Source organism: Neorhizobium descurainiae (genome assembly GCF_051400715.1).
GTDB lineage: Bacteria > Pseudomonadota > Alphaproteobacteria > Rhizobiales > Rhizobiaceae > Neorhizobium.
Genome location: NZ_JBLFFK010000007.1, coordinates 1 through 20,828, shown reverse-complemented (window position 1 = coordinate 20,828; position 20,828 = coordinate 1). Strand labels below are relative to the sequence as shown.

The following is a 20,828-nucleotide window of genomic DNA, read 5'->3' as shown; positions in this document are numbered from 1 at the left end:
CCTTGCGATCGAAGGGCGGCCGCCGTCGTTCATGCCAATTTTCAAGCCAGCCGGCCGATCTCGACCGTCTTGATGCCTTCCTTGCGGATAAGACGGCACTGTTCGGCAACCTTGTCCAGACCTTCGGTCATACGGCCGAAATAGGTGCAGGGAATCCAGCCGGTCGGACCGAACGTCCGTCCACCGACGCCGTAGAACATGCCGATCTCCCAAAACTCATCCGGATCGATCTTGAAGAAGTTCTTCGGCTGGTAGAACCACAGTAGTTCACCGACTTCCGGGATGATGGTCTGGTTTTCGGGCGGGATGGCGCGCGGATCGAAATTGCGGTTTTCCTCCGGCAGGCCCATCATGATTTCAGGACCGGAGAACATTGCATGCGAGGCCGGAATGCGGATCGGCTTTTCCAGCGCGCCCCAGATGGCCTTGCAAGTCTCCGGTGCCACGTCCCAATAAAGAGTTATTATGCCCTTCACCTTCGCTTCGGTGAAAGTGAGGTAAAGCTTCCTGTCGCTCATGAACGTCCTGCCATGCGTTTGATTGCCCCTGAATTGCATGACAAAGCCGGTTATGTGTCCAATTCCGAATTTGGATCACCTTGATAAATATGTTTTATCAATCTAGCCGCGAAATCCTCATCCATGACCCTATTTGGAGCAGAGTGACGACCATTCCTGCGCATTGTCGAACCGGCAACTTCCGACGAAGACGTCAGCGTTGGAGGCTAAAAAATCCTCTTACATCGCTGGCTTTGCCGCGACTTAAAAACCACAGGAAACCAGCGCTGCCTTTTCCCGGGACTGACATCACAGCAGGCCCGCCGCATTGGCAGACACCAATTTGCGGATGTCGGACTTGGGCATCTCAAGGTCGAGCAGGTCATTGATGATGGCGCGATAACCCTCGACCGGGCGCGGCATCTTCACGAGGCCGAGGTCGGAGCCGAATATGGTCATCTCCACGCCGGCTAGGTCCACGAGGCGGCGCAGTTCCGCGGCATTCCATTTCGACGGGCCGCGCTCATTGGGGATGAACATGCAGATGGAATGTTCCATATAGACGCCAAGCCGGCTCAGCTCACGGATATCATCGTCTGAGCAACCGATGACATAGGTGGGGTGATTGATCATCATCTTCTTCACGCCGCGCCGCTTCGCTTCCGGATAGAGCACCTTCAACTCGTCCACCGAGAGATGCCCGCTCGAAAGAATGATGTCGCCTGCCGCGATGACGTCGAGAACCTCGTTGGTTTCCTTCGTCAGCTTGCCATTCTCGTCCAGCACGCTGAGTGGAATGGGCGGCAGCATCGGATTGACGCTCTTCGGATAGTTCTTCGTCTCGCTGGCGCTCTTGTCGATGTGGTTTGCCGCCGCGAATGTCGGCATCCAGACGATCTTGCCGCCGAGCTTGACGGCGTGGTCCACCGCATGCGGATTGATGCCGCCGCTGGCATTGTTAAGGGCGACGCCGGAATAGAGACGCACCCCCGTATCCGGATAGAGCGTTTCAAGCAGCTTTGCATGCGCCATGCCAGGGTAGAAATGATCCTTGTAGACAAGTGCGGAGAAGCCCGCTTCGGACGCCTCCTTCATCGCTTCGTAATGATCCAGCAGACGCGGAAAGACCGCCGGCCCGCTATGGCAATGCAGATCGACGGCGCCGACCAGGAGGTCGGCGATCTCGGCTTTTCGGTCGACGGTGGCGGAGGAGGCTTCGGTCATGTGCGGGGACTCCCATCAGGGCTGATTGTCTGGTTCAACGCGCGACTTTATCCGGCGCGGGATATTCATCGGCATTCAGCACCCAGCCTGGCTTGGCGGAAAAATCGGCGCGCGGCGGGCTGAAGATGTCGACCAGCACGTTCTTCACCGGATCCATGGACCGCGATGTGTGGATGGCCGGCGGCGGGATGACGGCCACGGAAGGTGCGGCGCAAAGCTCGGCATCGTCCGGCCGCCAGGCGTTGAGGTCGCTGATCCAGGGCCAGCGCAGGTAATGGATGTAGGAGCCCGCGACACAGAGCGAATACTGCTCGAAATCGTCGTGGAAGTGCGGCGACATCCTGGTGACGTCCCGCGGACCGCTGCCGGGCAGGAAGTTCACCATGATCGTCGAGCAGCGAAAAATGATCCCGAACCGGCCCGGTTCCGGGGGGACGTCCAAGCTGTAGTGTCGCAGTTTATGGCCGTGGATCGGATCGGGCCAGGCCCGGAACGGCGGCACGTTCGGATCGGGATTGATATAGGAGATCGCATTTGAGCATTTGGCGACGAGATCTTCGGCGCGGGTCGTCACCAGCCGGATCACTTCGCCGTCGCCCTTCAGATGTACTTCGCTGTCGCCGGGCGGCACGACGACGATGCAGTAACCGTCAACCGTGACGCTCTCGCCGTTCCAGCGAACCTCGACTGGCGTGTTTCGGTTGGGCAGCAGTACGACATATTCATCCCGCTGGTTGGTTCGGGAAAGCACCAACCCCGTTTTTCCTCTCGTATGCGCCACGACGAGGTTCTGTCCCCGCGCGTAATAGGTCTCGCTGCCATCCATCACTTCCTGTGGCGGAGCATCGTAGAAACGGGCATATTCTGCGCCCTTGTAGGCCGTTGGCGCAGGATTGCTGCGGGCCGCCGCGGTATTGAGGCTCGCGCGGGGATCGTTTGCTGCGTACATGTCTATGTCCTAACGTAATGTTTTTCAGTTCGTTGCGGCTCCGAATTCGGCACGGATGCGGTTGGCGCTGGAACGCAGGAGGCCCTGATCGGAGGAGACAATAAAGGCACTCGCACCGTCCGCGCGGAAAGGTTCGGTCTCCTCCACTGCGCCGATCATGACGCAGATAGGTTTGCCGGCATTTCGGGCGGCCGTCATGATGCGCGCAACCGCATCCTTGACCACCGCTTCGCTCGCCGACCTGGCCCCGAGAGACACCGTCAGGTCCCCGCGGCCGATGAAGATCCCGTCGAGCCCATCGACCGCTACGATATCTTCGATGACATCGATCGCCGCGCGATCCTCGATCATCGCCAGCACCGCGATCTCGCGATCCTGCGCCTCGATATGCGCCCACATGCCCGTGGCTCCGTATCCGCCCGCCCTCGGCGAATTTGAGAAGCCGCGGGCGCCTCCGCGATACCGGCTTGCGGCAACAACGGCACGCGCGGTCTCGACCGATGCGACATGCGGAACCAGCACACCGGTCGCTCCGCAATCCAATACCGACTGGATGGCGCTCGGAGCCGATGAAGGTACCCGCACAAGGCCGGCGATGCCACTCGCCCGGCATGCCAGCAGAATCTGGTCGGTGATGACGCGATCGATGGGCGCATGCTCCTCGTCGATGACGACGAAGTCGAAGCCCGCACGGCCCAGGATTTCCGATGCATGGCCGGTGGGCGTCTTGACGAACGCGCCGAGCAGTTGCTCACGCGCCTTGAAGCGGGCTGTAAATTCCGTCCGTCGCATTCTCTCCTCCTAATGCCGTTTCGTTTGGTCACTCTGCGGCGTTCATCCGCGGCATGCGAGGCTTGGCGTCGGGCCTTTTCAACGGCTGAAATACAAACCGGGCCCCCCGCTTAAGTCAGCGGTTTGACCAGCTTGAACACCGCCTGAAGCGATGCAACGGCCTCGCTGCCCACGTCCACAAGCCCGTCCAGAAACACCAGCGTGCGCGTCTGACGGATGATGCGGCAGCGAGCGATCAGGAAATCGAGCGACCGCACCGCCGAGAGGTATTGGATGTTGAGCTGGACGGTGACCGACCGCACCGGCTCGGTTTCGGAGCCTTGCGCCCGCGATAGGATTTCGAAAAGCGTGCCGCCGAGCGCCTGATCGCAAAAGGTCGCCAAGGCACCTCCATGCATGACGCCCGCGTTGTTGAGCGTGTTGGGCGTGCAGAGCATGCCGAACACGAATTGCCCATCCTCCTGCTGCTTGTACCAGAACGGCCCGATCAGCTCGGAAAAGGGGTTGGATCGACGCTTGGTCCAACCCGCTGCCGCCGGATCGAAGGGGGCCTCGGAAACGGGATTGTGATCGCTTATCAAGCCGCCGCCCTCGCCGCGTCCAACGACAGGATCTCGCGGGCTTCCGCCGGCGTCGCCGGTTCTGCGCCGAGTGCGCGGATGATTTCGACCGCTCGCCTGACCAGCGGCACATTGCCCTCCGACAGAACGCCATGGTCGAGGAAGAGATTATCCTCCAGCCCGACGCGGCAATGCCCGCCGAGGATGACCGACTGCGCGACCATCGGCATCTGGGCGCGGGAAATGCCGAACGCGGACCATTGCGTGCCGGGCGGAATGAGCGAGCGCATCAGAAGCATCGCTTCTGTCGTGGCGGGAGCCCCGCCTGGAATGCCGAGGCAGAACTGGAAGAACGGCGGTTTGGGGAGATGCCCCGCTTCGAGGAGCCGTACCGCCACACCCACATGGCCAATATCGAACACTTCAAGCTCCGGCTTCACGCCGGCGGCCTGGATGGCCTTCGCCATGGCGATCAGGTGCGGCGGCGTATTGACGATCGCCCGGTCGCCGAAATTCATCGTCGCCACGTCCAACGTGCAGATATCCGGCCGCAGGCGCGAGACATGGTCGGTGCGAACACCCGGCGAGCGAATGGGCGGCGCGGCAGTCTCATCGAGCGGCGGCGCGTAACCTGCGCCCGGGCCGGCGGTCAGATTGATGATGACGTCCACGCCGGACCGGCGAATACGCTGCATCACATCTTCGTAGAGCTCGAACTGCATCGAGGGGACGCCGGTCTGCGGGTCGCGCACATGGATATGCACGGAAGCTGCCCCGGCTCTCGCCGCAGCAACCGCCTCGTTGGCGATCTGCTCGGGCGTGATCGGCACGTGTTGGCTATTCTTCGACAGCGCGCTACCGCCTGTAACGGCACATGTCAGTATCACCCTACGCTTCATTGGGTTCCTCCCAGGGTTAAAGGCGCGATGGCCATGACCGAGCCTGCCCCGGATGGAGCATCGTTCGGCGGATATGGGTTGAAATGTCGGCTTAGTAGCCGATGCTGGTGAGGCTGCGCATGTCCACCTGGATGGCGGATGCGGCCTCGAGCATGGGCTCAATCACGGTTTCCAGGATGCGATCCGGCGGCACCGCAGTCCGGTAGAAACCGACCCCCATGCAGGCCGTGCAGCGCTGTCCGTCCAGAATCGGAACGGCCACGAAATCGAAGACCCGGCGCGGTCCGCCGACCCTTGCATAGCCCCGCTTGCGGGTCGCTCTGAGATCCCGCAGCACGCGCGCCGCATCGAACGGCCTGCCCCGTTCGCGACGCTGCTGGGTGAGCGCGTTGAGAAGCAGCGCCCGCTCCTCGTCGTCGCAGAAGGTCAGATAGCATTGCCCCATAGCCGTCAGTTCCAGGTCGAGGAACCGGTGCAGCACGGGAAACGGATAGGCCCAGGGGCTGATCGGCGCCGTGGTGAAGCTCACCAGGATATGCCCGTCCCTGAGCGTCCCGAGGCTCACGGGCCATTTGATATTGTTGGTCAGCGCCACCGCCCGCGAGCGCGCCGCCTCGATCAGCAACGGCGCGCCGTTGAAGCCGGACGCCAGTGAAACGACCTTGGACGTGACGCTGTAGCCGCCGACGAAATTGTCGCGCACCACATAACCTTCGCTGATCAGCGTTTCGAGCATCCGGACGATGGTCGGCTTGGAAAGTCCCGTCACCTGATGCAGCGAACCGATCGTCGCAATACGCTGAGCATTGAGCGCCTGCAACAGCAGGAGAACCCGGCGCGCGGATTCGACGGGGGCATAGGATGCCTTGTGTTCGTCGATGCTGCCACGCAATGAATTAGCCCTACAATGAAGATCGTTGTATTTCGGCAGCTGGGGAGATTTGGCCGGTCTCTCCTTCAACTCGCTTTCCAGCATTCAGAACTCCTCCCAGAATTCCTCCGCACCGATCTTTCAACCAATGCCCGAATGAAGGGTAGTACCGACCCACCAGCTGCGCCAGAGGCTTCTTTCTCCATTTCAATGGGTGAAATGCCGAAGGTCAGGTATGGGGTCGGCGGAAGACGAAGGCGATGAAGCCGCAATAGCAGGCGGCGAGCGCCGCCACGGCGATCACGGGAATGATCATGCCCACGAAGGTGGCAGCCGTGCCGATGAGGAAACTGCCGACCGCCGGGCCGCCGCGGATGATCATGCTGTAGACACCCATCACCCGCCCGAGCTTTCCGGGTTCGCTTTCGAGCTGCAGCAGGGCCTGGCCGGCAATCCCCGCATACATGTTGGCAAAGGACATGCAAAAGATCGCAACGAGCGCGAGGTGAAAACTGGGCGTCAGCGCGAGCGCCGCAAGGCCAACCGTGGCGCAAAGCGCCGCAAGCGCAATCCCGAGAGCGCCCGGCGCGCTCGGCGGCCGCGACAAGGTTATGGACCCGGACACGATCGAACCGAAGGCCGAAGCCGCCATCAGCGCGACGAACCCGTCTATGCCCCTGGCGAAGAGCGCATCGGAAACGGCCGGCAGCATCTGCAAGATCCCGTTGACACTTATACCGGTCATCCCCATCAGTCCCAGCGTCGCCAACAGGCTTTTATGCCCGAGCACATAGCGGAAGCCGTCGGCGGTACCCGCCCCCCGGACGTGATCGGGAGGCCGGTCGATACCCTTATGCACCCGGATCACGGCTAAAGCGTAGGAAAAGAAAGCTATAGCCACGGCGCTTGCCGCAAAGGTAACGCCGACATTGACCTCGCTGATCATCACACCGGCGATGATCGGCCCGACGAAGCGCGCCAGGTTGAAGCTCAGCGCATTCAGAGCGACCGCCGCATGCAGATAGTCCGGCGGCACGATCTCCCGGATCAGCGACAGCCGTGCCGGTTGCTCCAGGCTGCTGGAAATCCCCAGAACCAAGGTTAGTCCGAACAGGACTTCGACACTCGTTATCCCCAGCCAGGAGAGGAGGGCAAGCACGACGGACTGCAGGATGGCCGCCGACTGGGCCAACCGCAGCACCTTGATCTTGTCATGCGCATCCGCAAGCGAGCCGGCGAAACTGCTGAGGAAGATCGACGGCAGCATGTCGGCGGCGGCGATCAGCCCCAGCCAGAACGGCGATTTGCTGAGCTCCCAGGCAAGCCATGCGACGCCGATTTTCTGCATCCACATGCCGAGAACGGAGACGAGGCTGCCGATGGCAAAGCGGCGATAATGCAGGTCGTTCAGGGCAAGCAGTGGATTGTAACGTCCAACCTTGGCAGCGCTCATGGGCACGACCGGCAAAAATGGAAACTCAGCGCGCGTTGCAAGTTTCACCTATGACATCGGGGGGATGGTCCGCGGCTAGGACGCCGCCGGAATGTTTCATCAGTCCCGATGAGTTAGAGCGCCGGACGGCAGAGGGTCCATCTCCGCCGTCCAGCGATTTCAAGGCATGAAACGCCGACACCGGCATCCGGCCTACCGGATATCAGCCTGCTTTGGATCAGTCGTCCTCGGCGAACACGACCTTCCGGCGGTTGCGGATCGCCGGAAACAGGACGGCTAGGAGCGTCGCCGCCGAGATGATCAGCAGGCCTGCGGTGATCGGCCGGTGGAAGAAGGCGAGCGGATTGCCATCCGCCAAGAGCATGGCGCGGCGCAGATATTCTTCCAGCATCGGCCCCAAGACGAAGCCGAGCAGCAACGGGGCAGGCTCGCAATCGAGCTTGGTGAGGCCATAGCCGACCACCCCGAAAACCGCCATCACCACAAGATCGAACGGGTTGTTGCCGACGCTGTACACACCGATCGCCGAAAAGCCGATGATGGCCGGGAAGAGGAGATGGTTACGCACCGACAGCAGTCGCACCCATAGCCCGACCAGCGGCAGGTTGAGGATCACCAGCATCAGATTGCCGATCCACATGGAGACGATCACGCCCCAGAACAGCACCGGCTTCTCGTTGACGAGGTTCGGGCCAGGGGCAACCCCCTGCAGCATCAAGGCACCGATCATCAGCGCCATGACCGCGTTCGAGGGAATGCCGAGCGTCAGCATTGGAATGAAGGAGCTCTGGGCGCCGGCATTGTTGGCGGATTCGGGACCGGCAACCCCCGCGATTGCGCCGTGACCGAACCGTTCGGGGTGTCGAGAAATCTTCTTCTCCAGTGCGTAGGAGGTGAAGGACGACAGCATAGCGCCGCCACCCGGCAGGATGCCGAGAACCGAACCCAGCCCCGTGCCGCGCAGGATCGGTCCGGCGGATTCCTTGATATCCGCCCAGGTGGGCATGAGGCCGGTCACTCGCCTGGTCAGCGCTTGGCGCTCCTCCTCCCTCTCGTCCTCGAGACCGCGCAGGATTTCGGCGATCGCATAGACGCCCGAGCCGAAGGCGATGATCGGAATGCCGTCCGCGAGATCAAGCGTGCCGAGCGTCAGACGCATGCTGCCGGTATAGACATCGGTCCCCACGCAGCCGAGCAACAGGCCCAAAACGATCATCACGAGGCCCTTCAGCACTGAACCGTGCGCCAGCGCGATCGAGGCCACGACGCCCAGCACCATCAGGGCAAAATAGTCCGACGGGCCGAAACTGAGAGCCAGCGAGGTAAGCGGCACGGCAAAGAGCGCGATGACGAGTGTCGCGACACAGCCGGCGAAAAAGGAGCCTAGCGCGGCAATCGCGAGCGCCGCCCCCGCCTTGCCCCGCCGCGCCATCTGGTAGCCGTCGATCGCGGTCACCGCCGAGGTCGCCTCACCGGGAAGGTTGATCAGGATCGCCGTGGTGGAGCCACCGTACTGGGCGCCGTAATAGATGCCCGCCAGCATGATCATCGAGGCCTCGGGCGCAAAACCGAACGTCACCGGCAGCAGGATGGCGATCGTGCCGAGCGGCCCTATCCCCGGCAGCACGCCGACGGCAGTGCCGAGCAGGCAGCCGATGAAGCAGAACATCAGGTTGGAAGGTTCGAGGACCGCACCGAAGCCGAGCGCGAGGTTGGCAAAGATATCCATGACGTTTCTAACCCGTGATCAGGTCGCCCCAGAGGGGGATTGGCAGGTTTAGGAGATAATGGAACACCGCGACGCAGAACATGGTAAAACCGATGGAAAGCATGAGAGACTGGCGCAGGGTGGCGAAGCGGCTGGCAAAGCTGGAAAAGAAGATCGTCAGCGCCACGGCGGCGATGAGGCCGAGCGGCTGGATCGTCACTGCGAAGATGAGCGGCGAGCACAACACCAGAACGGACGATCTGATGGATGCGAACCTGAGCGGCAAGGCACCCGACGAGATCGGCGTGAAGGCGACGGCCAGGGCCAGCAATCCCAGCACGATCGACAGCATGACCGGGAAGAACCCCGCCCCCATCTCCGCCGCTGTGCCGATGCTGAGCGTGCTGTACGCATAGATGCCGACGGCTGCGCTGAAACCCACGAAGATGGCTGCAAAGGTGACGTTTCGGCGGCTGAGCGAGTGCTCATGCGGCTGTCTCGTCTCGACGTTCATGCTGTTCTCCTCCTCAACGGCATTTGATCGGTCTTACGCGAAACCTAGCTTTGACCCTGTTGCCCCGCGCCTGACAACAGGCTCTCTCGCAGATGCGCCGGCATTGTCGTCGTGGGTTCCTCCCCCTTAAACAGGTGGGTAAAGGTCTTCGACCGGATCTTCCAGCCGCCCGCCTCATCGCGCCCAAAGACTTCGAGGACCTCCGAAATGCTGTTCGGCGCGCTGACAGGCAGGACGGGCAAACCGTCGACCGCATAGATCGTCATGATGTATTTGATGGTCGCCCGCTCCGCGCTCTCGATTAAGATCATCGGGTTGCTGATGAGGTGACGCGCGACCCGCTCGCCACGGCTGCGGCGCCAATCATAGAAAGCCTTGATCTGCTCCCTGCCGACGAAGGCCGAAGGACCGGATCCGAACACGCCGTCCTCGGCAAACATCATATGGGCGTACGCACCCCAGTTGGTGTCGACCTCGTTCCAGTATTCGGTGACGAGAGACAGGATTTCGGCCTTGGCCGTCAGCTCCGCGAGTGCATCCATTTAAGGTACCAGGCGTTACATGAAGTAAAGTTCGAGAGCGTTGCGCCCGCCGATGCGCCGCCGCATCGCCGGGTCAGGCACCCATTCGCAAAGCGCTGCTATCGTTTCCCCGTAGGTGACGCGGTTCTCGTAAGCTGCAAACGGCCAGTCGCTGGCCCAGACCAGCCGCTCTCCGCCCGTCCGCTTCACAAGTTCCCGCGCGCAGTCCGCGGCCGCAGAGAGCGGCTTGAACCGGTAGCCGGCCGACAGCTTGACCCAGGCATCGCCTCGATCGATCGCATCGAGGACCAGCCGGAAGCCAGGGTCGTCCACACCCTTGCCGGCCTCTGACATGCCCATATGGTCGATCACCATGCGCGCACCGGCCGCCTCGATCTCCCGCATCATCTCCGGCAGGCGGTCCGCCCGTTCGATCAGATGAACATGCCAACCGAGATCGGCGACCCGCCGCAGGAGCCGACGATACTCCGGCGAGGCGATGTCCGGCGCCTCGGCGAGCATGCGCCACATCAGCCGAATGCCGACGAAACCGTCGTCGCGCATCCGCTCCAGCTCATAGATGCCGATCGACGGAGACACGATCGCCGTCGCCCTAAGGCGGCGATATTTGCGCAAGGCATGGCGAACATAGTCGTTGTATTGGCCATGCAGGCTGGCAGCCGCCACCACCCCAAGCGCGATGTCATGCTCATCGAGCAGCCCGATCAGCTTCTCGACGCCCGCATCCTCCGGCGGCTTGTGCCAGGCGTCAGGCGCCAGCGGCAAGTCCGTCGTGTAGATGTGAAAATGCGCATCCACCAGAGGCGGCTCGTTGTTCATTTCAGCCATCCGGATGCGCCCTATGCGTTACGTCTTCGTCCAGATCGAGCAGGCGGCGCGGATTGTCCCCGATCGCCCGCCGGATTTCCATTTCACCAAGCCCAAGCTCTCGCCAGGCATGCAAGGCGGTCACATACTGCTGACGGACGGACGGGGCTCGACCCCTGCAATGCAACCCGAGAATGAGCCGGTCGGGATGTGTCGCCGCCAAGCTGAGCGCGAGCTCACGGTCGCGCCGGTTACTGGCTGCCGAAACCATGATGTGCGCGTGCTGCCGCAGCATGGCATCCACATCTTCCGGTCGTGCCCCGTTGTTGTGCACCGGGTCCACCGTCAGCAGCCGGGTCACGCCACAGGCTCTTGCGGCCTCGAACAGTGCCAGTACTTCGCTGGCATGCAAAAATCCCGCTCCCAGAACGCCGCCTCTGACCGCGACAATCTCCAGCAATTCCTTGAGCTCCGGCAATATCCTGCCGCGCGCATCGACCACACTAAGAGAGGGCCCGGTGCGATCGAGCCCTGCCGGATGACGCGACGGCCAGCGCTGGCTCCTCAGAAAGTTCACCGCCGAGAGCGTCGGCATATGAACGACCTTGCCCGCCAGCATCAGCGTATGTTCGACGGCATAGACGTTGAGACCGCCGACGGTCGTGTTCAACGCGACGCTGCCACACAACGTGATAGATGCATCCTTGAAATCCGCGTCCGCCAGATAAGCCGCAATCGGGGCGGTGCAATAGTCATGCGCCTGCAAGACGACGGCCTTCATTCCCAATTTTGAGGCTTCGCCTGCTATTTCGATCGGATCGAGACCGGTTTCCCGGTGCGTCACGCCCTCAAGATCGCAGGCCATGTCGACCGATCCGGAAAGCCAGCCGGCCAGCGGATCGGCGGGCTCATGGGATCGGCCAAGGATGTCACTCGACATCGGATACACTCCCGGATTTTCTGGAATTGCCAATGCACCGCCCGCTCTTATTCCTCCCCGCGGAGAGGCTGCGAGCCTATTCGCTCCGGATCCGGTACTTGGTGATGATGCCGCGCCACAGCGCCTCTTCGTCGACGACGATCTTGTGGAATTCCTCCGGCGTGGTCGGCGCGGCGATCTGCCCCGCCATCGCAAATTTCTGGACCGCCTCGTCAGTCTTCAGGTAGGCGGCAACCACTTCATTGATCTTCTTGACGATCTCGGGAGGCGTGCCCTTCGGTGCCATAATCCCACCCCAGGGGACGGCAACGAGATCAAGCCCCTGCTCCTTCAGGGTCGGAATATCCGGCAGGATTTTTGCCCGCTTGGCGGAGATCACGGCGATCGGCTTCAACGTGCCGGCCTCGATATGCTTGATATAGGCGTCGCCGAGATAATCCACGGAGAGGTCGACACTGCCGGAAAGCATATCGGTCACGATCGGCGGGCTGCCCTTATAGCTGACGAGCTTGATGTCGATGCTCGCCATATCCATAATCGCGGTTTCGATCATATGGCCATAGGAGCCGATGCCGTTGTTGCCTGCGCTCACCTGCGAGGGGTTTTCCTTGGCATAGGCGATCAATTCGCCAAGGTTGTTTGCAGGAAAGTCCTTCCGGGCCACCAGGACCATATCGCCGACGGAAAACTGGATGATATGCTCGAAATCCTCCAGCGGCTTGTAGGGCAGACCCGGCATCGTGTTGGCGAAATTTGCCGCCGGTCCCGGATAGGCGGTTACCAACGTGTAACCATCCGGCTTCTGACGGGCCACGTAGCCGGTGCCGATGGCGCCGCCCGCCCCCGGCTTGTTCTCGACGATAACAGTTTGCCCCACGCCCTTTTCAAGCGCCGCAGCGACTAGGCGCGCGAGGTAATCGCTGCCGGCCGCGAACGCGTGAACCAGAGTGATCGGCTTGTCTTTCGGCCATTCTGCGGCCAGGCTGGCGCTGCCGGTTGCACTGACGCCCGCAAACGCCAGCAGGGCAATACCGATAGTCAGTATCTTGCGCATTGTCTCTCCTCCCTCAAGCCGAGTGGCACTTCTTGCTTCTTGTCCCGGTCGGCAACGGATCATAAACAAAACCTCGGCACGGGCCATTGCGGCAGGTCATCTGTTTCATCGGTTGAAATAGGACCCCGCGATCCGTGGACGCGAAGCCCGCGTCTTCCACAGCTTGATTGAAGCCAATATCGCTCAAAGGTTTCGGCCGATGCCGCTCAATCATGCCCATGATGATGAAGCCATAGATGCGTTGCTGCGCGGAGCCGTGGACCTGCACTGCCATAGCGGCCCCTCGGTCATGGGCCGCAAGATCAACCATGCCGAAGAGATTGCCGATGCGGCGGCAGCCGGCATGCGCGCCATCCTGATCAAGGACCATTTCTATTCGGCGACCCCAGTGCTGGAACTCGTCAAGCGGCACCGGCCGGCAGGCAGCAGGCTGGAAATCCTCTCCGGCGTGCCTCTCAACAATGCGCTCGGCGGCCTGAACCCAAGGGCGGTCGAGGTAGGCCTCAATATGGGGGCGCGCCTGGTCTGGATGCCGACCCTTTCGGCTTCCAACCATTTGAGGACCGCGCACTATTACAATCTGGCGGGCAGGCTGGGAATGCTGCCAGTAGAGGGTCTGAGCGTCCTTTCCGCCAATGGCACTCTGCGTGACGAGGTCAAGGAGATCCTCGACCTGATCGCCGAGCATGACGCCGTGCTTTGCGGGGGGCACCTTCATGTCAGCGAAATGTACCCGCTGTTTGCAGAAGCGCGAAAACGCGGGGTTACCCGCATGCTGGTGTCGCATCCAACCTTCTGGATCGATGCAAATCCTGCCGACTTGCGCGAACTTGCGTCGATGGACGTCCATCTGGAGCATTGCGCCTGCATGCTGATCGACTGTCCCTCCCGCCAGTTCACCGCCGAGGAACTGCACGATTATGTGACAGCCGGAGGCCTCGCGCACACCATTCTCGGTTCCGACCTCGGACAGCCGATGAACCCGCGCCCGGTGGAAGGCTTTCGATCGGTGATCAAACTCTGCCTCGATAGCGGCTTTACGCCGGACGAGACACGGCAGATGACTTCATCCAATGCGGTTTCGCTCATGGGGCTTAGTTCGTGCGCAGATTGAAAACCACATCATCTGTTTCAGTGTCGCTTCGGCGCGCAAGATAGCTTCTCCTGAAGGGTCGAAGGCCATCGTTCGGCTCCAGGATATCTCTGGCCGGTATCGGTTCCATTCCCGGGCAAGGCTGTCGCCAAAAGCGAGAGTAAAAAACCTTATCCACCGTCACCGTCGCGTCAGGCTTGCGCTGAGCATCGTATCGCGTTCTTCCAATATGGCTGGCCCGGCTGTCAACAGTCTACAGCAGTTTCATTCTGCTCGCGAGGTACCTGTGGCGCTCAAACCCCAGGAAATGGCAAGCCTTGGCAAAGTCGCTGATCTGGCTTCCCAGTCCATGCTGCTGCCGCCTGCCGTTCCACACCTGCCCCAAGTCAGCTGTTCGGGCTCGTGGTTTTGGCAGACGTAAGGCGATGCCAGCTCCGTGCCTGAAAGCTGCCATCGCGCCCCATTGCGCTCAAAAGCAAACTCTCGCAGAACCAGTGACGCAAGTACCCACTCCTGCCGCTCGCCGCAAGCAAGGACGCGATCTCCACTATTTCTGCGCTGATCCTCCCTAATCGTCAGAACACTCGTTTAGCGGGTCTTTCGCCCTCCAGGTCGAGGATGCCCACGATCAGCCGGCAGCCGATTCTGGACAAGCGACTTGTGGGATGCTCCGATTAGGAGTTCTGTCGAGCATAGTCGGGGATTTTGAAGCGACGACGGTAGGCGCCGGGCGACAATCCAGTGACGCGCTTGAAGAGCCGGCGAAAAAACGCCGGTTCCTCGTAGCCGACCTGCCAACTGATTTCATCCACCGAGGCTTCCGTGCGCTCGAGCCGGCGTTTGCCGTCTTCTATCCTAAGGCGCTGTACGTAGGCAATCGGGCTCAAGCCTGTCGCGCCGGGAAAACGGCGCTTGAAGGTACGCTCCGTCAACCCGGAGCGCCGGATCATCTCCTCGACGGGATTGACCACCGAAAAATGCGTGGCGATCCAGTTCTGAGCGGCCTCGATCGCCAGATCGCCGTGGTCCTTGCGCCCCTCGAAGACGATGTAAGGCGCCAGCCCGTCCTGATGCCATTGCAGTGCAAAGAAGCGCGCGACGTCCTGTGCCACCGTAGCCCCCGCATGGCGGGCGATCAAATACAGCACGAGATCGTGCCATGTCATGGACGCGCCGGAGCTGATCAGCTCTTCGCGCTTGCCGGAAACGACGAGCACGCGCTGCGGATGGATGTGAACGTTAGGGTAGGCGGAAGCGAATGCCGTGGCATAACCGTAATGTACGGTCGCATCCAATCCGTCGAAGAGCCCGGTTTCGGCGAGCAGGAATATGCCCGAGCAGGCGGAGCAGAGGAGTGCACCGCGCCGGTGCATCGCGCCGCACCAGCCAACGAGCTCCGGATGCCGTCCCTTTTGCCAGCCCTTGGCCTCAAGGAGGATCGAGGGAACGATAATGATGTCGGTCGCACCGACCTCCGCAACGCTTCGATGCGCGGTCACAGGGACGCCGCTGGCGAGTTCCAGCAGGCCCGCCTGAAGCCCCACTATCTCCACCTTGAACGGCCGCATCCGGGGTTCTTCTCCGGAAGCCGGCAGCATTGCGGGGCCGTTCATCACATCGAAGATACCGGAAAGCGTAGAGATGACCGCCTCGGGAATGGCAACGAGGCTTACATGGATCGGTTCGCTTCTGGTGGGCGCGCGCTCCACTTGCATGCCGTTTCCCCTTAGCTGGGAGAATAGCTCCGAAAGGGCTCCTGCGCCAAGATTAATTGATTTGCGCTTCCGAGTGGCACAAACGGCCCGATTCTGGAGAATTCCGCTCTGCCCTCCCGCCGGTGTCCCTGCGAGAAACCGCTAGCCTCGGGTCGTTCCTGAGTGCCCTTACAGGAGGCAGTGACATGGACCATATTCACCACCACCCAATCGATTCCGCGAAGCTCGATGCGCTCCTCGCACGTGCATTCCAGGACCTTTCCGCCGGCTATGGCGGCGTCATGATCAGCCTCGGCAACCGCCTTGGCCTGTACAAGGCCATGGCCGGGGCAGGCCCGCTCACCACGCGCGAAATTGCCACCCGCGCCGACTGCGCCGAACGCTATGTGCGCGAGTGGCTCAACTCGCAGGTTGCGGGCGGCTACGTGGCCTATCATCCGATCAGCGACACCTACGAACTGACACCCGAGCAGGCGATGGTTCTGGCCGACGAGGACAGCCCCGCCTTCTTTCCCAATGCCTGGGCCGTACCGGCGTCCATGTGGGCCGATGAGGAAAAGGCCGTGGAGGCTTTCCGCACCGGCCGGGGGATTCCCTGGGGAGATCACGATGGGCGCCTCGCCTGCGGCGTGGCCGCCTTCTACCGTAACGGCTACAAGGCGAGCCTCGTGCAGGAATGGCTGCCGTCACTCGATGGCGTCGTCGACAAGCTGAAGACCGGCGCGCTCGTCGGGGATGTCGGCTGTGGCCACGGCCATTCCACGGTGCTGATGGCGAAGGCATTTCCCGCCTCCACTTTCCACGGCTTCGACTCGCACGAGAACTCGCTGGATGAGGCGGAAAGTATCGCGGCCGAAGCCGGCGTGACCGGACAGACGAGCTTCGAGAGAGCACGTGCCGATAATTACCCCGGCGAGGGCTACGATCTCATCTGCTTCTTCGACGCGCTGCACGACATGGGCGACCCGGCGGCCGCCGCAACTCGTGCTGCCAAAGCGCTCGCGCCGGACGGCACCGTCATGCTCGTGGAGCCTTTCGCCAACGACCGGGTGGAGGACAACATCTCGCCGGTGGCGAGGATGTACTACGCCGCCTCCACCACGATCTGCGTCGCGCATGCGATCTCCGACGGGGGTCGGCTGGTGCTCGGCGCGCAGGCCGGCGAGGCGCGACTGGCGGAGGTGTTCCGCAAGGCTGGCTTCACCCGCTTCCGCCGCGCTTTCGAGACGCCGTTCAACCTCGTCCTCGAAGCCCGGCTTTGAGGATCCGGCGGCGAACATTTCGGAGCCGCTCCGAGCAAGCCTCCCCGCCTCGGACGGGCGGTAGACAGCTTCGTGGCGTGAAAGGGCGCCCGGAGCAGACAGCTTTGTACCCCTTCCAACATGACTGAAGAACAGGAGACCCATCAATGAGGAAGACTTTTGCAATTTTCGCTATCACTGCGACTACATTCGCTGCGCAATTTGCCGTTGCGCAGGAAGCGCCTACGGCGGAACAGACCTACAAGGAAATCGAAGCCACTCTCGGTATCGTCCCCACCCACTTCAAGGCCTATCCGAAGTCGGCGGTCGCCGGTGCCTGGGCCATGACCAAAGGCCTCGAGTTTGGCGAAGGCAATACCGTGCTCGAACCGAAGGTCAAGTCGCTCATCAACCTGGCGGTGGCGGCGCAGATTCCATGTCGCTACTGCATTTGGCTGGAGAGCAAGATGGCCAAGGATCGAGGCGCATCCGACGAGGAGATCGCAGAAGCGGTCGCGCTTGCGGGCTATGTCCGCCACTGGAGCACGGTGCTCAACGGTCTGCAGATCGATCTTGAAACCTTCAAGGCTGAATTCGGCGGCGAATGACGTCGGCGCCCGGCACCTTCTGCCGGGCGCTGCCTCTCCCCACAGATATTGGAATTGCTCCCATGGATGTCCTGATAAACGCGGCAAATGTTCTGTATGTGATCGCCTACTTCACCATAGATATGCTGCGCCTGCGCGTTCTCACCCTGACGGCAGCCGTTTGTCTTGCTGTCTATTTCTATAGCCAGCCCGTTCCGATGCTGAACGTCGTAGCTTGGAACGTGTTCTTCATAGTCCTGAACTTGGTTCACATTACTCGCATCCTGCTGGAGCGGCGCCGGAGCGTCCGGCTGTAGCGGCGCGTTTGTCGGGGGCCGCAGAGCCGCGTCAGCCGAATACATGGTCAGGATTTCGCCTCAACAGACAGCCCGGATCTTTGATCCGGCGGATCGCGGCATTCAGAATGCGGAGAGCTTGGGCCAGATGTCTCTCGGTTTGGCCTGTGCTTCACGTATGGAGAGATGGATATTCATGCCCGCCACTGCGAGGGATGCGGCGAGTCTGACCGGAGTTACCGCCTGTTGATAGCCAGGAGCTATTTATTCGATGGCGTGCCAGTCTCAGACTTGTTGCCTTCACGTCTTGCCGCCATATTCACCGTCATGAGCGAGGACGAATTCACAGAGCGTTTTGCCGCGCGAATCTGCGAACTGGCGGCCCTTGAGGGCAAGCCGTTCGGCAAGGAGCCGGAAGTGTACGCATCAGAAATTGCCGGCACCTACTGGCGAGAACGGTTCCCGGAAGGTATCGGGCCCGAAGCTTGCGCCGAGGAAGATGCCGCCTACTGGTGACAAGTCTCTGATATGGAGCATGCCGAGGAAGTCGGTGACGATCCCCGCCACTGTCTGCCGGGCTTTGAATGAGGTGCCGCGAGAACGTCGTCGTTGTGCGGGCAATGATCTGGCGTGGTCACGCTCTCGCGGCAGAAGCCGAACTGCCTGACGGAGAAATTCGTTCGGGGGAAAAAAATGGCCCGTGACAGGTGCGGGCCGAGAGAGTGACGTTGGAAAGTACAAGTCAGAACTCTCGCTGCGCATGAATGTTCCATCTGCCCATCATCAAGACGGCGGGGACCTCCACACCAGGTCCGCAAACAGCCCCGACGCCTGCACGGCCGGTGCTGGGCCAAAGCCCCGTTTTTAGGGGAAGATGAACGGGATGTGATTTGAGCTGTGCCAAGAGTGCCACGGCGGACCCGCGCGTCGTCCCATCGCGCGGGCCTCATCCATGCTCCTGAAGTCCCCTCCGAAAGGGCAAGTCGATCGCAGCGATCTAGCAGAAAGTGATGCACTGTACGCCACCGGACGCCTGCTTCAACCTGTCCAAAAGCGGTAGCCTGATCGGGCCGGTCAGCGTTCGATAATCCTGTTAGGCAATGCGGCATCATAGCCGATTGTCGACTCTGATCCTGATGTACGAAAATTCTGCGCATGGCCCTATACTTGCCATGGCCGTCATGCGCCAGGCCTGTCGGCACCCACCGCGGGCCTCTCTGCTTTACGTCGTTCGATTTGCTCGCGGTGTCTGTTCCCGGTAAGGTAAAGCTGTTTGATCTTCGGCAAGAGACGGATCGCTTCGTCTGTCATGCCGCTGGGACTGACAAGTGCTTGACACCCGCTCGTGCCAGGATGCTGATCAGACGTGGCGATAAGCACTATGGATGTGCCCCGAACGCTTGCTATTGACTGCTCGCGGGTATCCGGACTTCCGAGACATCCATGGGCAGCATAGTTTCGATTAGGCTTCATTAGCAGGTTTTGGCAATTGTTTGGCCGGACAGCCTTCAGACAGAAAAACAGTAAAGTTAACCACGTCTAAATGGGATGTTTTACGTAAGTACAAATTGCTGATAAATTCAAAGGCACTGGCTTTACCTAAACGGTCATGATAATGCGCGCGCATTTTAACGACCGCGAGCATGGAAACTCGATCGTTGCAATGGCTGCGGGATCAAACACGATCCTGAAATATATTAAGGCGCGCCGCAATGGAGCAAAACTCAATCTGGATCTGTGACGGATGTGAGGATAAGAGGCCAGATCTAGCGGGAGATGTCTGGAAATCTCTCACCGTCTCGATAACCAGGCATAACGGCAGAATATTATTTGACGGCACGGTCAAGCTTTGCCCTACCTGCCAACGAAAGCTCATTCACCAAATCAATTCGCACACATTGTTCAGTTTTCGGCGCCATGATCCGATTTAGCAGCTGGCAGGCATGCTAGAATTGCAGTGAAGCGGAAGGAAGGGTTAAAAGCCGCCAACTTCGTCTGCAACGCCCGCACGGTAACTCACTTTAAGTGCCGCAGACGGATCCCTTCGCGGCAACCCATAGAGCGCTTGAACGATGACGGGGGCCTGTCACCCGCTGTCATCCAAACATGGCCGGATGTGAACCTGTCGCGATCCATGATGCGCCGACGCCTCGCTCACGCGCGGAGGCGTCAGCAATCAGAAATCATGTTCGCCATTGCGGAGCGCACCGCTCATCGACGGAGCAACAAAGAGGCTGCTCCATGGATTGCGCCCGCGCGGCCAGTCCCATCTAAGCGCCACGCAGGACCCGGAGCCTGTCAAGGGCTGCGGCCAGACCTTTCAGCGAGATCGATAATACGACCTCCTTCTTGTCCATGGCTTGAACCTTGACCCGTAGCGTCGTACCGGCTCGGAGAGTAGCAACCGTCTTGGCATCTAGGGTGAGAGGTACGAGACATCCGGCTGGCAGGCAGGTGGAGAACCGTGAGGATGTAAGCGGCTGTCCGTCGTCGATCTGGAGCGTAGCACCCGCATCGAGCAGCAATCCGAAGGGAAGAACCAGATTGCCGGAAACGGCGTCTGCCTCGCCGCTGCGTAATTCGATAGCCAGCACCCGTTGCCCGTTCTGCTGAGCCTGCTGCTGCGAGATTGCGCAGACGACCTGGGGCGCACCTTGGCAAGTCAGGCTCCAATCCTGATAGGTCTCCTGCAGGGACGATGCCCCGCCCGGCAATGTCGACGCGGCCTCCTGAGCGAATGCCGGCAAAACGAGTGCACACAAAGCCACAACTGCAGCGGCGGCAGCCGTCCTGAACAATTGGGATATCCGCAAGTTAATTACCTCTCTGTTACGATCGACGGCAGGCTGAGGGCATGCCGCATGATAGTGACGCCGGAATATCGGTACCGGCCTTGGAAGTCAAAATAGTTGCACCGTAACCGGTCCTCAAACGGAGGCCGGCATGTCGGACCAGGTTTCCTGCCGATTACCATTTAACATTGAATCCGATTTTTGCCCCGAGTGCGTTGTAAGCGGTGTTTTGCACCCACCTTCCGGATCACGGCGTGATTGACGATGTTGAGCCCGAATGAGGGCTTGGACATA

General features: G+C 60.9%; 21 protein-coding genes. 5 read left to right on the top strand and 16 right to left on the bottom strand.

Features of this window, described 5'->3' with window-relative positions:
* Positions 1-41 precede the first annotated feature (41 nt).
* The 14 genes from ACMGE0_RS14110 to ACMGE0_RS14045 form a co-directional block, all read right to left on the bottom strand.
* A complete protein-coding gene (locus tag ACMGE0_RS14110) occupies positions 42-518 on the bottom strand; it encodes a DUF3830 family protein (RefSeq protein ID WP_436816498.1) in 477 nt (158 codons plus the stop codon).
* Positions 519-806: 288 nt separating this feature from the next.
* Positions 807-1,721 (bottom strand): DUF6282 family protein, encoded by a 915-nt coding sequence (locus ACMGE0_RS14105; protein WP_436816497.1) that lies wholly within the window; start codon positions 1,719-1,721, stop codon positions 807-809.
* A gap of 34 nt (positions 1,722-1,755) precedes the next feature.
* Complete coding sequence (locus ACMGE0_RS14100; RefSeq protein ID WP_436816496.1) at positions 1,756-2,670, bottom strand: cupin domain-containing protein; 915 nt, start codon at positions 2,668-2,670, stop codon at positions 1,756-1,758.
* Between the two features lie 24 nt (positions 2,671-2,694).
* Positions 2,695-3,462, bottom strand: a complete 768-nt coding sequence (locus ACMGE0_RS14095) for an HpcH/HpaI aldolase family protein (RefSeq protein WP_436816495.1) — start codon at positions 3,460-3,462, stop codon at positions 2,695-2,697.
* A 110-nt stretch (positions 3,463-3,572) separates the two neighbouring features.
* Positions 3,573-4,043: a PaaI family thioesterase gene (locus ACMGE0_RS14090; RefSeq protein ID WP_436816494.1), complete on the bottom strand. Its 471-nt coding sequence runs from the start codon at positions 4,041-4,043 to the stop codon at positions 3,573-3,575.
* A complete protein-coding gene (locus ACMGE0_RS14085) occupies positions 4,040-4,921 on the bottom strand; it encodes a beta-keto acid cleavage family enzyme (protein ID WP_436816493.1) in 882 nt (293 codons plus the stop codon). The genes ACMGE0_RS14090 and ACMGE0_RS14085 overlap by 4 nt, the downstream gene beginning before the upstream one ends.
* Positions 4,922-5,012: 91 nt before the next feature.
* The gene (locus ACMGE0_RS14080) at positions 5,013-5,897 is read right to left on the bottom strand and encodes a helix-turn-helix domain-containing protein (RefSeq protein WP_436816492.1); all 885 of its coding nucleotides are present in this window, start codon (positions 5,895-5,897) and stop codon (positions 5,013-5,015) included.
* A 124-nt stretch (positions 5,898-6,021) separates the two neighbouring features.
* On the bottom strand, positions 6,022-7,245 hold the full coding sequence (locus ACMGE0_RS14075) for an MFS transporter (protein WP_436816491.1): 1,224 nt from the start codon (positions 7,243-7,245) through the stop codon (positions 6,022-6,024).
* Between the two features lie 217 nt (positions 7,246-7,462).
* On the bottom strand, positions 7,463-8,974 hold the full coding sequence (locus tag ACMGE0_RS14070) for a tripartite tricarboxylate transporter permease (protein WP_436816490.1): 1,512 nt from the start codon (positions 8,972-8,974) through the stop codon (positions 7,463-7,465).
* Positions 8,975-8,981: 7 nt separating this feature from the next.
* Entirely contained in the window at positions 8,982-9,467 is a 486-nt protein-coding gene (locus ACMGE0_RS14065) for a tripartite tricarboxylate transporter TctB family protein (RefSeq protein WP_436816489.1), read from the bottom strand.
* A gap of 44 nt (positions 9,468-9,511) precedes the next feature.
* Positions 9,512-10,009 carry a nuclear transport factor 2 family protein gene (locus ACMGE0_RS14060; RefSeq protein ID WP_436816488.1) on the bottom strand — a complete coding sequence of 166 codons (498 nt, stop codon included), beginning with the start codon at positions 10,007-10,009 and terminating at the stop codon, positions 9,512-9,514.
* A gap of 15 nt (positions 10,010-10,024) precedes the next feature.
* Positions 10,025-10,828, bottom strand: coding sequence for an amidohydrolase family protein (locus tag ACMGE0_RS14055; RefSeq protein ID WP_436816487.1), 804 nt, complete (start codon positions 10,826-10,828; stop codon positions 10,025-10,027).
* 1 nt (position 10,829) lies between these two features.
* A complete protein-coding gene (locus ACMGE0_RS14050) occupies positions 10,830-11,756 on the bottom strand; it encodes a DUF6282 family protein (RefSeq protein WP_436816486.1) in 927 nt (308 codons plus the stop codon).
* 76 nt (positions 11,757-11,832) lie between these two features.
* Positions 11,833-12,810, bottom strand: a complete 978-nt coding sequence (locus ACMGE0_RS14045) for a Bug family tripartite tricarboxylate transporter substrate binding protein (protein ID WP_436816485.1) — start codon at positions 12,808-12,810, stop codon at positions 11,833-11,835.
* A gap of 199 nt (positions 12,811-13,009) precedes the next feature.
* Between ACMGE0_RS14045 and ACMGE0_RS14040 the strand changes: the two genes are divergently transcribed.
* Positions 13,010-13,924 (top strand): DUF6282 family protein, encoded by a 915-nt coding sequence (locus ACMGE0_RS14040; protein ID WP_436816484.1) that lies wholly within the window; start codon positions 13,010-13,012, stop codon positions 13,922-13,924.
* Positions 13,925-14,577: 653 nt separating this feature from the next.
* On the opposite strand, the gene ACMGE0_RS14035 is transcribed toward ACMGE0_RS14040, so the two are convergent.
* Entirely contained in the window at positions 14,578-15,618 is a 1,041-nt protein-coding gene (locus ACMGE0_RS14035) for a GlxA family transcriptional regulator (protein WP_436816483.1), read from the bottom strand.
* Positions 15,619-15,803: 185 nt separating this feature from the next.
* Between ACMGE0_RS14035 and ACMGE0_RS14030 the strand changes: the two genes are divergently transcribed.
* The 4 genes from ACMGE0_RS14030 (at position 15,804) to ACMGE0_RS14015 (ending at position 18,258) form a co-directional block, all read left to right on the top strand.
* Positions 15,804-16,880, top strand: a complete 1,077-nt coding sequence (locus ACMGE0_RS14030) for a class I SAM-dependent methyltransferase (protein WP_436816482.1) — start codon at positions 15,804-15,806, stop codon at positions 16,878-16,880.
* Between the two features lie 146 nt (positions 16,881-17,026).
* Positions 17,027-17,467 carry a carboxymuconolactone decarboxylase family protein gene (locus ACMGE0_RS14025; RefSeq protein WP_436816481.1) on the top strand — a complete coding sequence of 147 codons (441 nt, stop codon included), beginning with the start codon at positions 17,027-17,029 and terminating at the stop codon, positions 17,465-17,467.
* Between the two features lie 62 nt (positions 17,468-17,529).
* Entirely contained in the window at positions 17,530-17,763 is a 234-nt protein-coding gene (locus ACMGE0_RS14020; RefSeq protein WP_436816480.1) for a hypothetical protein, read from the top strand.
* A 165-nt stretch (positions 17,764-17,928) separates the two neighbouring features.
* Positions 17,929-18,258 (top strand): hypothetical protein, encoded by a 330-nt coding sequence (locus ACMGE0_RS14015; RefSeq protein ID WP_436816479.1) that lies wholly within the window; start codon positions 17,929-17,931, stop codon positions 18,256-18,258.
* A 1,754-nt stretch (positions 18,259-20,012) separates the two neighbouring features.
* On the opposite strand, the gene ACMGE0_RS14010 is transcribed toward ACMGE0_RS14015, so the two are convergent.
* Positions 20,013-20,456 (bottom strand): invasion associated locus B family protein, encoded by a 444-nt coding sequence (locus ACMGE0_RS14010; RefSeq protein WP_436816478.1) that lies wholly within the window; start codon positions 20,454-20,456, stop codon positions 20,013-20,015.
* Positions 20,457-20,828: the final 372 nt, after the last annotated feature.